The following is a 13278-nucleotide window of genomic DNA, read 5'->3' on the forward strand; positions in this document are numbered from 1 at the left end:
TCACTTCTTGCCGTTTAGAATCGTTGTCCGCTGACGGCCATCCGCAGAAGCAACACGATCGTCAGCAACCTCGACCATCCGAGCTCGCATGTACTCACCAGTCCACGGGTTCTCGACGTAGATCACCGACGGCTGACTGCTCGCACCAGCGAGGCTGTCCTTGAACGACGGCGACAACGGCACCACCGCCTCGTCGTAACGGCCCTCACCGACGTTCACGAGCGTCCCGCCAGGACGGCGACCGATCATCGCCCCCGCAGCCAACTGCGGCACACCCTTGAACTCGAAGTGCCACGGCTCACGCTGCGAAAACCCGAGACCAGTGTTGATCCAGCCGAACTTCGAACCGTTCGCCCGCAACCAGCCCTGACCCGCAGCAACATCCGCAGCGAGACCGAACCCGTGCTGCGACGTACCCGGAGCGGCAGCCAAGTTGCCGCCCTTCTTGAACAGCGACCACCGGTACTGCTGAGCCGCCAAATCGCGGTAACCCTCAGTCAACCCAAGAGCACCACCTGACGCCTGATACGCGGCGTTCCAAGCGTTCGCCGCAGCCTTCCGCAGCAAACCACCCGTCGGCCCCACACCAGAACCAGGAGCAAACCCCATCGCCTTACCAAGATCCGTCGACGGCAGCTGACCGTTCTGCCCGTTACCACCGAACACGCCCGTACCCAGATCGGCGAGCTTCCGCAACGCCTCCACAGCGCCGTCGAGGATCTTCCCGCCCATGCTCTTCGCGAGCTCGAGCATCCCACCAGCACCAGGGATCTGCGCCGCAATACCGTTCACCAGCTTGCCGAGCGTCCCCGTCGGATCAGACACCACAGAAGCCGCAGTCTGAGCAGCATTCGCCGCCCAATCCCACGCCTTCCCAGCCTTACCCGCGATCCAATCCCAAGCGCCCGACGCGGCACCAACAAGGCCACCGTTCGCATACCCATTGTTCGCGATCGCAGCGAGCTTCCCGACGCCGATACGAGCCGTCTGCTCCTTCGTGAACACGTACTCACCAGCATGCACAATGCCCGCCGGCTCATACTTGCCACCATCGCCCGTGTAGCCACCGGTCGCGAAGCCCTTCGGCAGCTGCACGGTTGGCATCTTTTTCGTACCGAAGAAATCAGCAACCTTGTTGAAGTTGCCGATGATGCCATCGTTCACCACCGTGTCGATGACGAAACGGATCGGAGCCTTTGCCGCTTCCTTGATAGCGTTCCAAGCAGTCGCGACTGCGCTCTTCATGACCTCGAACGCTGCCGGAATGCCAACGGATGCTACATTCGACAGGCGGTCAAAGACCGGCTTAATCAGTCCCCAAGCAACAGCGATTGCCGTCTGAATACCAGACCAAACCGGCTTTATCACTCCTGTGTAGAGGAAAGAGAATGCCGCCCCGAGGGTGCTGCGCAGATAGGTAACCACAACATTGAACACCGCGCTCGTCACCGACCACCATGTGCTCACCGCATTACCGATCCAGGTGAACACGGGAGAGATCACAGACGTGTACAGCCAGTTGAATGTCGCACCCAATACGCTTCGGACAACACCAACGACCGTATTGAATGTCAGGCTTGTTGCCTGCCACCACAAACTGATCGCATTGCCGATCCAAGTGAACACCGGCGAAATGACCGAGTTCCAGAACCACATAATGACCGGCGCAACAGTCTTCGTGAAGATTGCCGCGACCAGCTCAAAGATCGGCTGCAAGTAGTTCGAGTACATGTACGACGCGGCGTCGGCTACCCACTGGAAGACCGCGATCCACATTTTGAAGTAGCTGACGTAAATGCCAACAACAAACATGACAATCTTGCCGATTGCGTCAAACACAGGCTCCAGAACTGACCAGAGCCACTGAGAGCCACCAACGATCCAGTCGATCGCGGGCTTGATTGCGTCAGTCCACAGCCAGGTGAACCAATCGCCGACTGCCTGCGCTGCCGCGCCGATCACCTTGAACGCGCCATCAACGAAGTCCTTGAACCAGCCAATGTTGTTGTACGCGTAGACAACAGCCGCGACGAGAGCGCCGAGGACCGTGATCACGATGCCGATCGGGTTTGCGCGGAGAGCAGCGTTGAACACCCACTGCGCCGCAGCAGCAACCTTCGACGACAGGGCAAACGCCTTGTTGACGACCGTCGCAGTCCGGCCCGACGCAGCCTGCGCATACGTCGCACCGGCAGCGCCATACGAACGAGCGATCAGGATCTGCTGCACCGCGTTCACAGCACCAACCACGCCGCGGTACGCCTTGAACGCAACCACGCCGCCACCGGCTGCGAGAGCGAGTGCGGTGACGAGTTGCGTGTTCTTACCGATCCACGTCGCCAGCGGCAGCAGCTGATACGACAGCTCCGCCACGTACGGCATCGCGACGGAAAGCGCAGTCGCCAGACCAGTACCGACAGCGACGATCAGCGGGGCAAGTGCGGAAACAAGCTCCGACACCACGCCTGCCAGCACCGTGATCAGCGGCGAAGCATTGATCAGCACCATGCTGAGGCTCGCGAACAGCTGCGCCACGACCGGCAGAAGCGGCGCAAGAGCAGCACCGAACACTCCTGCCAGCTGCAGCACGATCGGCACTGCGGCCTGCACGGCGACCGCGAGCACGCCGCCAACCGTCTGCACCAGATCCGCCAGCTGCGGGAGGATCGCAGCAATCGCCGGACCGAACGCGCCACCAACCTGCGACGCGAAACCGCCGAATGCAGATGCGGCACCAGCCAGCGCCGATTGCAGCTCCGGGCTCACCGCAACCAAGCCACCGAGAAGAGCAGCGAACACGCCCAGAGGGCTCGCCAGCGCAGCCAAGGGACCTGCGAGACCACCAATACCAGGGATCATCCCAATAAGCGGGGCGAGTCCTCCTACGCCCAACGTGGAAAACGCTGCGGCTAGCGGAATCAGAATAGGAGAGAGGTCCTTTAGGGAAGCGACAAAACCAGAAAGGTCGGTCTTGCCAGACAGAAGCGCTGTCAGCCGATCCACCGCAGGCAGCAGGACCGTACCAATGGCATCCCCCACGCGCCCCGCAAGCGTCTCAACGGGGCCGAGCGCGTTAGTCAGCGCCTGGAAAAGCGGAGCTAGCTTAGGGAACAGTCCATCAAGAAGGTTCGCACCAATACGGCTAAGAGAAGCGCCAACATTCGCCACTGCGCCGCTGAAGCTATCGCCCATACTGAGGGCAGCCCCGCCGATGTTCTTCTCGATGACTGCCTGGAATGCCTCAGCAGAGATCTTTCCCTCCGAGGCAAGGGTCTTCACCTCGTCGGTTGTGACACCGAGCTGATCAGCGAGATACGAATAGACCGGGATGCCCTTTTGGGCAAGGATCTGTAGCGAGTCATTGTAAGCGCTACCGATAGTCGTAACGTTGTTCATCACGTTACCGATGTCGGACAACGACGAACCGGTGATAGCGGCAGTGTCAGCGGTCAACTTCAGGTAGCGCGTAAGCTCCTGGCCTGGCTTGACGCCTGCCGCAACCGCCGAAGCGGCGATAGTTGCAGCGTCGCCTAGCCCATACGCAGTCCCACGAACCGCCGCAAGCGCCGACTCCATGATTGTCTGCACATCCTGTGCAGAGTTGCCGAGGCCACGCAATTTCGAGGTTGCCTGGTCAATTGAGTTTAGGCGAGCAAAACCCTTGACAAGTGCAGTGCCGATTGCCGCAGCCGAGGTCGCAATCGTTGCAGTAGCAGCGCCCTGAAGTGTCTTGCCAACGGCCTGAGCAAGCCCGGTACCCACCTTTCGACCAACCGATGCACCTACCGCGTCCGGGTTGATCTCCTTCTCAATCTGCTTACCAACCCCACGGGCCGAGGCAACAATGCTGACGTAAGCAACGGCGGACTCAGTAGCCATCGGCTAACCCCTGTTCTTTTGCAGCACCGCCCTCGCCTCATCCGGCGTCAGCGTCGTCTTACCGAGACGGTTCGTGTTGTTGTCTTTCCAAGGGCGCGGATACGGCTTCGGCTTACGACGACCGCTGTTCGCTTGCAGGAACGCGTCCAACATGTCCGCCTGAGCAATCCACTCGCGGCTGACCGGGAAATCCCAGCCGTTCATCGCGGCATAGAGAGGTGACGAGGGCTCTCGAGTGGCGACACGCAAAAGGCGATCGACCTTCACGTGGTCGACCGCCTCCCCAATGTCCTCAACGTCGATACCGAGCTTGTGCAGCTCCCACACCAACTCGTCAGGGTAGGACTCCGCTAGTTCCCGGAGTCCTTCGATTCCCCCAGGCCCACATGCTCCGACCACGCCTCAAACACAGCGCCAAGGTCTTCCATGTCCAGAGCGCCCTTGAAAGCATCCGGGACCACGAGCTCGTAGAACTTGTTGATCGCCGCGACACCCAGGTCCCGCTGGAACTGCTCCTGTACATCCTTCGCAGGATTGCGGGGACGCTTGTACTCGGCCTGAATAGTCATGATCTCGGACGGAATGCGCCCAGACAGGGTGTACTCAACGCCGTCATACTCGACCAGCAGCGGCTTGCGGCTCTTCGCCTTAATCGACAGCGCCTTCACGGCAGTGCTCTCAGTCATCGGTTTCTCCTAGCTTGGTTAGAGAATGCTTGGGTGAGAAGGAAGGCATGCCGGAGCCCAAGCGCCCCGGCATGCCCGTCAATCACTTCTTGGTAGAAGCGGTCTTGTTCTCCGGCTCAGCGTCGACGCCGGTAGGCACATCAGCCGGCGCGGTCTCCTTCACATCCCCAGTAATGCGCACCCAGAAGTTCTTGTCCTGGTTCGCGCGCTGATCCTCAGTGACCTTCTTGATCTCGCCCGACTGAACGTGGCGGACGTAAAGCGTCTTCGCAGTCATGGTCACGCCCCCGTCGTGTCAAGGCTCGTGTACCACTTGACGGCCGAGTACACCTCGTCGCCCACGGTGGTCGCGTAACCGGTCACCGTGATCTCGTAACCGATCGGGTCGCCGTTCACGTACGTCTGGTCACCAACCTCAGTAACCTCACCGTTCGGGACGTAGATGCGGATAACCTCGTCGCCATCAATCACGTCAAAGACGTACGACTTACGGCCACCCGTCTTACCCGGGTCAATCTTGATCGAACCGTCAGCAGCAACCGTGGTGCCGTAATACTCGGCAACGGTTTCCTTCTTCGTCTCGATCATCACGAAGTTGTACGTGATGCTCGACTCAGTAACCGGCTCGCGGACCAGGGCGCTGTTCTGCCATGCACGGATCTGATTCGTGGAACGATCCCGGGTTTCAGTGATGCCACCATCACTGATGTATCCAAGATCCTTGTAGTCGACACCAAGTGCGCTGGTTGCCGTGGTCGGGGCGGTCGCGGTTGTGGTGGCGACGTACGCCGCACCCGTGACGGCCACCCGTACGTTCTCGGAATTGAGACTCACGTGAGTCACCTTTCGTCAGTGGTTGCGGGCGCGGTGGCCCCTGGTATCCCTGCTTGGTGGGAGGTCTGCCGGGTGCTCCCGGACATGCAAAAGCCCCGCCAAGAGGCAGGGCTTTCAAGTAGTTGTGTGGGTTACAGGTTTACGCCGCGATGCCGAAGCTCGAGCTCGGCCGTCTGAACGTAGAATCCGTCAGCCGCCGGATCACTGTTCGGCCCACCATTGAGTTGCGCGTCCAGCAGCGGGTCGCCGTCGACCATGCCGCCCGGACCACGGGACATTGCAAGCGCCAGGACAAGGTTCGCGAGATCCGCCGCGTCACCCTCATCGTCCGCAAACACGTCGACCGTCACATACGACGTCTTTACGGTGTCACCCGTGCCGCCACCAGGGCTCGTCGTGAACACAACAGCCCGCTTACTGGCGGATGACTTCCGGTTTGACACCTCAACGTTCCGGGCGTACGGTTCCGGCCGGCCAGCAAGCAGCTGACCCATCCGGACGATCAGAGGTACAAGAACATCGCTGTACAAGACGCCGTACATCACACCTCCTTCGCGCGGCCAACCACCGCACGAACCGCAGACACAAGATCTGCACGAGCAGACACCGTGTTCTGCACACGCAAACGAGTACGCGCATTACCCGTGCCAACCCCGGTCCGGATAGCAACGATCTCGGACCCCGGCACCCGAGCAGCGACCTGATCCGCGTACGGACGCAGCGCCGCTTCGATCTCAGGCGACACCATCAGCTCACCGAAACCCTTACGGTTCAGCACAACTCGGGTCTTAGCCATCTGCGTAGTCCCTGTCCTCGAGGTGCACGACGTTCCCCGGCTGCCACTGCGAGTAGAACGCCCGCCAGTTCTCCGACGCACCGCGGGTCTTGTACTCGACACCGCGCACACGGAAGCGAGCGTCCGGCCCTGACCTGACCGCAGCCGGTAGGTATAGAGTCATCCCGCCCGTGGTGATGACCGCACCCGTAGACGGATCAATCGTGGACGTTGCCGGCGCAACCGCAACGCCATCGACCGATGTCTCTACGTCCGTGTACGTCGGCTTCCCGTACCTATCGACACCCGTCTGCTCCCGCGTGATCAGAACAACCGTCTCACCCATCAGCCGACCCCATCTGCACGGTGAACGCAGCCTGGAAACCAAGCCCCAGCAGTTGCCGTTCGCGCTTCGTTAGGTACAGGTCACCAGTCGGATTCGAGTACGTGAACGACCGGGAAAACGGCCCAGTCGTCTCCTGCGTCGTCGTCACCCCGGCAGCCGTGTCGCCAGCAATCATGCTGCGTTTCACCATTCCGCATACCACTACACGGGCAGCATCAGCATCGAACTCAGGGGCGAGCTCATCGACGCCGGCACGCTTCAGCAGGGAACGCACCTCCACCGATGCGTCCTCAAGCAACACGGCGGCGGTTTCCCGCTCCGCGTCGGTGAGGGGTCGCCACCGCTTCTCCACATCGTCCACAGACGCAAACGGTTCAGCCATGACGACCCCTACCAATCACTCTTCGGTCTTCGAAGCTCGAGGCTTCCGCCCCGGCTTCGGCTCCGCATCCGTCTTGGGCTTGTACCCAACACGCGACGCAGCAGCCTCCGACACCTCAATTTCAACGCCCGCAGGCGTCACGAAGAGAGGCATCAGGCGGTCGGCGCGTCGATCGCGGCGAACGCGTCCAGATCGAAGATCGCCACGTAGATGACACCCTCAACGCGGTACGCGATCTGGTTGTTGCCCTTAAGGTCGCCGCCACCATCCGGGTCGCCGTACTCGATGACCTCAACGGGGAAGCGACGCTGGAATCCCCACTTCACCTGCGTGTAGTCCCCAACGAGCGCGCGAAGCTTCGTGTCAGCTGCTTCCGGCTGACCGGAAACCGTCGACGACGTAGCAACCGACAGGCCCTTCCAGTTCTGGATGCCCGTACCGAAGCCCATTCCCGGGTTGCGGTCGCGGCCATCCGCGTACTGCTCAGTGGCAAGCGAGAAGCCATAGCCAGCGTCGAGGCCGATACCGGTCGCCTGGTAGTTGCCGCCAGCAATCGCACCGACAGCAGCAATCAGCTCGTCGGTCGGCTTCGACCCAGCCGTGGTGCGGTTCGTCGTCTGGTTCAGGTACGACGTCACCGACGACGCACGAGCACCAGTGATCGGGTTGATGCCGTGGATACCGATCAGGTCGACGGCGCGAGCGGCGGACTCGCCGAGCGCGTCAACAAGATCCTGGACGATCAGAAGACGGTGGTCCTCGTCCACCCACTTGACCTCATCGGTCATGCGGACGGTCGTCTGGAACTTGATCGGCGACGCCATCACGTTGTCCCACGAAGCCGTGTCAGACGTCTTCTGGGCACCCTCAGCGACGATCTGCGCACGAGGCTTGCGGGACATCTTCACGGCCTTCACGTCGCCGTACAGCGTGGGACGCTCCGGCGAAAGGGAGGCGAGAACGGAGTCGTTCTGCACCCGCTCAGCGATACGGCCGAGCTGGTTCGTGGGGATGTCGAACGACGACAGCCCCGAAGTGTTCAGAGTGGGCATGATTGCTCCTAGCGTCAGCCGGCCGTGTGGCCGGTTAGGAAGTTGGCGAAATCGCGGTCCGCTGCTGCGGCTGCGTCGCCCCTGACCTCGGGCACCTTGCCCTGACCAGGAATGACCGGCCCACCAGGAGCCTTGAGCAGTCCGGCGATCCGAGTTGCACGGGCTTCAAGCTCGTCCTCGTCGTTGCCGAACAGAAGATCAGCAGCATCACCGGTGAGGCCATGCTTCGCGGCGATCATCAGCCGAAGCGTCTCGGCTTCCTTCGCCTGCAGAGCCTTTTCGGCTGCTTCCGCACGCTGCTGCGCCTTCTCGAGGTCGCTGAGGTTCGCCTGCTCAATCTTGTCGAGCTGCGCCTTGAACTCCGCGGCCTGCTTCTCCGCAGCCTTCCGTGCGTCACGTTCAGCTGCGATGGCCTTCTTCCCGGCGTCGCCCAGATCCGCGTCGCCTGCAGGATCGCCCTGCTGCTCAACCTGCGGCTCATCGTTGGTGGGCTGCTCGCCGGTCTCACTGCCGGTGGTGTCGGTCATTGTGTTCTCTCCCGAATCGCTCGGATGGGTTCCGTTGGCGTCGCACCAACGAAGTCGAAACGGGCATGAGCCCGGTTAGTGGATGTGACTGTCTGTGAACGCGTCCGGGTACAGGGCGCGCATCTGCGCCGCAATGTTCCGGTCCGTCAACGGCAGCCCGAGCGCGTCAGCAGCTGCGCGGGCATCCTGGTATTTGGCGTACATCGCGTCGGGGTCGTAGCCGGCGATGTAGTGCCTGTCCGCTTCCCACTCAGCGACCGCCTGGCAGTCGCATTCGTTGTGGTAGTGGTCCGTCTGCTGAGCCGTCTTCTGCGTCAGGTACACGAACCCGCGGGATGACAGCAACGTGCACCACGCGCATGTCTTCGCTCCCGTCGGCACCCGCGCAAACCGTGGCTTCGACGGGTCAAGCTGCACGTTCCGCGCAACCGTTCCCCGCTGCGACGCCATCACGTACCGCTGCACACCGCCAGCAAGCAACGTCAGCATCGACGACGGATCATCGCCAAAAAGCTTCCCAGCAGCTGACCGCACACCCGCCTGCACCTGCGCAACATCGGTAGCGTTCACCGTCGTCGCGTTGTACGCACCCACCGCGTCGAAACGGACCTGCTCATACCATTCCGCTGCGACCGTCGCCGCAACATCCCCGTACTCCCGGACGAGCTGCGGAACGAAATCCAACAGCTCATCACGGGCAGCCTCGGGGCGGGTCAGGTCAAGCGAATCCCAGAACGACTGCAGATCCTGCCGAGCCAACGCAACAACGCCACGCCCCGCATCACGGAGCTGCGTCACATCAGCCCTGGTTGTCATTGCCTTGCTCACGGATCGTGATCGGCTGCCCAGGGATGAACACGACATCGCTCAAGCCAGCCAGGCGCGCAGCATCCTTCGCCTCAACGCCAGCCCGTCGAAGAACGCCCAGCGCGTCCGCCTTAGCCTTGAGCACATTCGCCTCTTGCAGCGGATCACTGCTTGCAGTTGCATCCTGTGCACTTGACTGGCCTGTGGCATTAGCTGCATTGGCAAAGACAGACAGCGCACTCGTCGTCTGCGACCGACGCTTGTCCGACAGCAGCCGCGTAATCTCCGTGTGCGAGAACCCAGCGAACTCGAGCGCCACCTCAGACTCCGATAGCCACGGGAACACCAGCGACAGCTTCTGCAACGCATCAGCTGCCGCAGTCGGTGACGTGAACGCCGGGTTAGCCCAGGACGCGTCGATCTGCTGCAGCTCCGGCGTCAGCTCCGAACCGTCACGCAGGCGCACGATCTTCTGCGCCACACGACGGAGCGAGGATGCCATGATCCGGTTCTGCCGCTTCGCAGTGTTCACCAGACGGCGATCGTCCGCGTACAACGCCTCAGCAGACGGCGGGTTGTCCGTCACGATCCCCAGGTTCGCGACCGGAACACCAGTTGCCCCGGAGAACTGCGTCGCGTACATGCGGTACAGCTCCGTGAGGGGCTGCATCGTCATCTGCGGGAACTGCTGTACCGTCGGGGTGTCGCCATCCTCATCCTTCGAGATAGCGAACCACCGGTCAATAGCCGCCTGCCACTTCCCACGCGAGAACGCGTCCTGCGTGACACCAAGCGCCATCATCCGAGGGGCTGCGTAAAAGTCCGCCGAGATCTCCGTGCGAACAATCGTCGTCAGCGCGTGGTCGGTGATGTTCATCACCGGTCGGCTGATTCGCGACCGACCGAACGGGCGATCGATCTGCGGGTCGTACGTCAACGGCTCAACCAGCACCTCGCCCAGCGGGTTCGGCAGCCGGTCAGTTGCCCACGAACCTGATGGCCGACGAGTCATTGACAGCACCACGTCCGGCAGCCAAATGTCCATCGCGTTCGGTGCGCCATCAGCGTCGGTCCCGGTCACCGTCAGTGCCGCCGAGATCACTCGCCGACGCGCATCCCAGATCGCTGTCGACCACTCAGCCGACCGCGACATGACCATCACATCCGGCTCACCCGACTGCACATCACCCAGCGCCGTCGTGATGAACGAGCATGAGTGCTTGTACGCCGACGTGATCGCCTGCGGAAGCTCAAGATCGAACCGGTTAGCGTCGAGTACGCCGGCGAGCTCGAACGGGTCCTGCTGCCCACCCGGCGTCACGAACCCCTCGAACACGGACCGCTCAGCGAGCGCAGACACGGCCTTCTCCGGCCAATCAAGCACCGCCGCGATCCGCGACATCGCCTCTTCGGGAATGTTCCCCGTCGGCTTCAGCGGCATTTTTGCGTCGAAATACATCGACCGCACCAGGTTCCGCGGATACTTCGCAGCCAGCGTCGTAAACAGCTGCCGAACAACGTCCAGCTCCTGATCAGTCACACCCGCAACGAAGCGAGGGGCCTGCCACGTAGGCGTCAAAGCCACGCTCATATCAGCTCCTGCTTCCGTCCGGGGACTCGTTTCGTTGTGCGCGCCGCCCAATAAGCGACGCTGACGGCCTCGACCGGAGTCTCATCGCCGCCAGGAACCGTGACCGTCCAGCCCCAAGTTCCCGTCGTTCCGCGCATCTTCTTGTCAGACACTGCAACCGACTGGTCAAGCACCGCCTGACCTTCCGTCGCGAGGTGCGTAACCGTCTTGTCCTTCACGGCGTCGTAGAACATCGACGACGACGCGAAGTACTCAGGCGTCGACACCACATGGACCGCGGACTTCGACACACCACGCTCGAGCAGCGCCGACCGAAGCGCATCAGTGCCCGCACGGCCGGAGATAGCGACCATCGCCGTCTTCCGCCACCGCTCAGCCAGCCAATCAGCCAACGAAGCAATACCCGAAGCCATCTGCCCCGACTGCGCATCCACCAGCTCGACGTGAATGCCCCCGTCATGCTTCGCGGCACCAGCAACGGACACCCGCGAACCATCGAACGAGAACGCGACACCGAACGAACGGATACCGTCAGCCGGCGCTGCCTCAACGCCCGTCGCACGCCACTCGTCGTCCGTGATCAGCCGTGAACCCTGCTGGTCACTGTCCCAAATCCCGAGCGCTTCACGCTTCCACGACTCATCCGACGGGAGGTTCTTCCGCAGACGCAGCATCGACCGCAGCGGCGTTCGATGCGGATACGACGGGTTCGCAATCGCCCACTGCTCACGATCATCCGGCTCAGCATCCTCATCCGCCGAACACTCGATGTACACAGCGTCCTCAGTCTCACCAGACAACGCCTCACGACGACGCAGCTTGAACGCCTCAGACGGGTCAGAGGGACGCGGAGGGGTACCCATGAAGAACAGCAGCGCACCGGCCGGGAACCGGGACTGGTTCGTCGCCGCAACCATGTCCTCGAGCGCCTTCTCCGTCAGGATCTGCGCCTCGTCGAACACCTCAACATCGACCTCATCGAAACCGCGACCGAAACCGCCCTCGCGAGCGCCGAACATGATCACCGAACCGTTGGTGAAGTGAATCTCCTGCTCACCGTTCACCGCACGCACAGTCCGCACGTACGGGGCAACCGTCTTCCGCCCAGCGAACCCACGCAAAGACGCGAACGTTTTCGTAGCAGTACGCGTCCGGTGCGCAGTCCACAGAACCGTCAGATTCGGGAACAACGTGCACAACGCGAACACGATCCTGCTGATCATGTACGTCTTAGCCACCTGGCGCGGAATGCTCAGAGTGATACCGCCGACCGTCGCCGCGTAATCACCGTTCTCGCGCTTCGCGAGGATCAGCTTCGACGTGCCACGCTGCCACTCATCAAACTCGTCGCCGAAATCCTTGATCCGAGCCTCAACAGCCGGCCACCCAGTCGACGTGATACCGCTCGGAACAACAACATGCCGTGCTACCTCAGATAGCTTCCGCATCGAACGCTGCATCGGCGACATGAGCTGCATCCGTCCGTTCCTCGGCCAACTGACGACGCAGCAGCTCGATCTCCTTCGAAATCTCCATCTGCCGCCGCGTCAACGCCGCAAGATCTCGAGCCGGAGTCGCCTCGTCCTGCACCGCCTTACCGATCCGCATATGCACCGCAGCGAGCTCCGAAAGCCGATCACCCACCTCGATCGCCTCAACGATCGTCAGCTTCTCCGGAGCAGCCAAACGGTCATCAGGCCCCACAGCACGAAGCGCGCGCTTTGGCATGATCAGACCTCGGAACCCCGGAAAACCGGGCTAGAAAGCGTTACAATTGACAGGTGAGGGAATGCATCTGGTGCGGACGATCGATCGTCGCCAAGAACCGTCAAGCACGGTTCTGCTCAAGCAAGTGCCGCGTCTACGCACACCGCAACCCCATCCCCAAAGCGATGACCGCAGCCGAGCGTTGGGTGCGACGCAGCGCCACGAAAGTGCCGCTCACCGTCACCGGATCGGCAGCAAGCAGCACCAACCCCGACACATGGTCGAGCTACCAAGACGCGACCGCATCATCAGCCGGCGTCGGGCTCGGATTCATGCTTGGCGACGGGTTCGCCTGCATCGACCTCGACCACTGCCTCATCGACGGCGTACCCAACGGAGCAGCAGCCAGGTTTCTCGAGCAGTTCCCCGGAAGCCACGTAGAGATCTCACCATCCGGCGACGGACTCCATATCTGGGGCACGGCCGGCGAACGACCCGGGAAGATCCGCGCGGAACACGACGGGCTCCACGTCGAGCGGTACAGCCGAGAGCGCTACATCACCGTCACCGGGAACGCCTACCGGCACGGGCAGCTCCTGCCGCTGTAACGGTTTTCGCCGTCAGGGCCGATCTGCAGCCCTAGGCCCCTTTTTAGCGCCTCATCGTGCGGCGCTTGGGAAAAACACGGCTCG

15 protein-coding genes are annotated in these 13278 nt (G+C 62.0%); 1 reads left to right on the forward strand and 14 read right to left on the reverse strand.

Going from position 1 to position 13278, the window contains the following annotated elements; all coding sequences use genetic code 11:
* The 14 genes from HUN59_RS20135 to HUN59_RS05200 all read right to left on the reverse strand — a co-directional run bounded on the left by HUN59_RS20135 (window position 1) and on the right by HUN59_RS05200 (window position 12607).
* Window positions 1-3879, reverse strand: coding sequence for a tape measure protein (locus HUN59_RS20135; RefSeq protein WP_174777719.1), 3879 nt, complete (start codon window positions 3877-3879; stop codon window positions 1-3).
* 3 nt (window positions 3880-3882) lie between these two features.
* The gene (locus tag HUN59_RS05140; protein WP_174777720.1) at window positions 3883-4206 is read right to left on the reverse strand and encodes a hypothetical protein; all 324 of its coding nucleotides are present in this window, start codon (window positions 4204-4206) and stop codon (window positions 3883-3885) included.
* 23 nt (window positions 4207-4229) lie between these two features.
* On the reverse strand, window positions 4230-4565 hold the full coding sequence (locus HUN59_RS05145) for a hypothetical protein (protein WP_174777721.1): 336 nt from the start codon (window positions 4563-4565) through the stop codon (window positions 4230-4232).
* 82 nt (window positions 4566-4647) lie between these two features.
* Complete coding sequence (locus HUN59_RS05150) at window positions 4648-4848, reverse strand: hypothetical protein (RefSeq protein WP_174777722.1); 201 nt, start codon at window positions 4846-4848, stop codon at window positions 4648-4650.
* Window positions 4845-5399, reverse strand: coding sequence for a phage tail tube protein (locus HUN59_RS05155; RefSeq protein ID WP_174777723.1), 555 nt, complete (start codon window positions 5397-5399; stop codon window positions 4845-4847). The genes HUN59_RS05150 and HUN59_RS05155 overlap by 4 nt, the downstream gene beginning before the upstream one ends.
* A 131-nt stretch (window positions 5400-5530) precedes the next feature.
* Window positions 5531-5941, reverse strand: coding sequence for a hypothetical protein (locus HUN59_RS05160; protein WP_174777724.1), 411 nt, complete (start codon window positions 5939-5941; stop codon window positions 5531-5533).
* Complete coding sequence (locus tag HUN59_RS05165) at window positions 5941-6195, reverse strand: hypothetical protein (RefSeq protein WP_174777725.1); 255 nt, start codon at window positions 6193-6195, stop codon at window positions 5941-5943. The genes HUN59_RS05160 and HUN59_RS05165 overlap by 1 nt, the downstream gene beginning before the upstream one ends.
* 317 nt (window positions 6196-6512) lie before the next feature.
* The gene (locus HUN59_RS05170; RefSeq protein ID WP_174777726.1) at window positions 6513-6902 is read right to left on the reverse strand and encodes a Gp19/Gp15/Gp42 family protein; all 390 of its coding nucleotides are present in this window, start codon (window positions 6900-6902) and stop codon (window positions 6513-6515) included.
* Window positions 6903-7054: 152 nt separating this feature from the next.
* The gene (locus HUN59_RS05175) at window positions 7055-7954 is read right to left on the reverse strand and encodes a major capsid protein (RefSeq protein ID WP_174777727.1); all 900 of its coding nucleotides are present in this window, start codon (window positions 7952-7954) and stop codon (window positions 7055-7057) included.
* Between the two features lie 14 nt (window positions 7955-7968).
* Window positions 7969-8481, reverse strand: a complete 513-nt coding sequence (locus HUN59_RS05180; protein ID WP_174777728.1) for a hypothetical protein — start codon at window positions 8479-8481, stop codon at window positions 7969-7971.
* 75 nt (window positions 8482-8556) lie between these two features.
* A complete protein-coding gene (locus HUN59_RS05185) occupies window positions 8557-9309 on the reverse strand; it encodes a VG15 protein (RefSeq protein ID WP_174777729.1) in 753 nt (250 codons plus the stop codon).
* Entirely contained in the window at window positions 9281-10828 is a 1548-nt protein-coding gene (locus HUN59_RS05190) for a phage portal protein (RefSeq protein WP_174777730.1), read from the reverse strand. The genes HUN59_RS05185 and HUN59_RS05190 overlap by 29 nt, the downstream gene beginning before the upstream one ends.
* A gap of 47 nt (window positions 10829-10875) precedes the next feature.
* Entirely contained in the window at window positions 10876-12357 is a 1482-nt protein-coding gene (locus HUN59_RS05195) for a terminase (protein ID WP_174777731.1), read from the reverse strand.
* Window positions 12311-12607, reverse strand: a complete 297-nt coding sequence (locus tag HUN59_RS05200) for a hypothetical protein (RefSeq protein WP_174777122.1) — start codon at window positions 12605-12607, stop codon at window positions 12311-12313. Before HUN59_RS05200 ends, HUN59_RS05195 begins: the two co-directional genes overlap by 47 nt.
* A 53-nt stretch (window positions 12608-12660) precedes the next feature.
* Between HUN59_RS05200 and HUN59_RS05205 the strand changes: the two genes are divergently transcribed.
* Window positions 12661-13194, forward strand: a complete 534-nt coding sequence (locus HUN59_RS05205; RefSeq protein WP_174777732.1) for a DNA primase — start codon at window positions 12661-12663, stop codon at window positions 13192-13194.
* Window positions 13195-13278: the final 84 nt, after the last annotated feature.

It is taken from the genome of Curtobacterium sp. Csp2 (assembly GCF_013347165.1).

Excerpts from the sequence above, each read along its gene's own strand:
- HUN59_RS05165 (WP_174777725.1), bottom strand. The coding sequence starts at position 6,195 with ATGGCTAAGACCCGAGTTGTGCTGAACCGTAAGGGTTTCGGTGAGCTG.
- HUN59_RS05145 (WP_174777721.1), bottom strand. The coding sequence starts at position 4,565 with ATGACTGAGAGCACTGCCGTGAAGGCGCTGTCGATTAAGGCGAAGAGC.
- HUN59_RS05170 (WP_174777726.1), bottom strand. The coding sequence starts at position 6,902 with ATGGCTGAACCGTTTGCGTCTGTGGACGATGTGGAGAAGCGGTGGCGA.
- HUN59_RS05175 (WP_174777727.1), bottom strand. The coding sequence starts at position 7,954 with ATGCCCACTCTGAACACTTCGGGGCTGTCGTCGTTCGACATCCCCACG.
- HUN59_RS05160 (WP_174777724.1), bottom strand. The coding sequence starts at position 5,941 with ATGTACGGCGTCTTGTACAGCGATGTTCTTGTACCTCTGATCGTCCGG.
- HUN59_RS05200 (WP_174777122.1), bottom strand. The coding sequence starts at position 12,607 with ATGCCAAAGCGCGCGCTTCGTGCTGTGGGGCCTGATGACCGTTTGGCT.
- HUN59_RS20135 (WP_174777719.1), bottom strand. The coding sequence starts at position 3,879 with ATGGCTACTGAGTCCGCCGTTGCTTACGTCAGCATTGTTGCCTCGGCC.
- HUN59_RS05180 (WP_174777728.1), bottom strand. The coding sequence starts at position 8,481 with ATGACCGACACCACCGGCAGTGAGACCGGCGAGCAGCCCACCAACGAT.
- HUN59_RS05195 (WP_174777731.1), bottom strand. The coding sequence starts at position 12,357 with ATGCAGCTCATGTCGCCGATGCAGCGTTCGATGCGGAAGCTATCTGAG.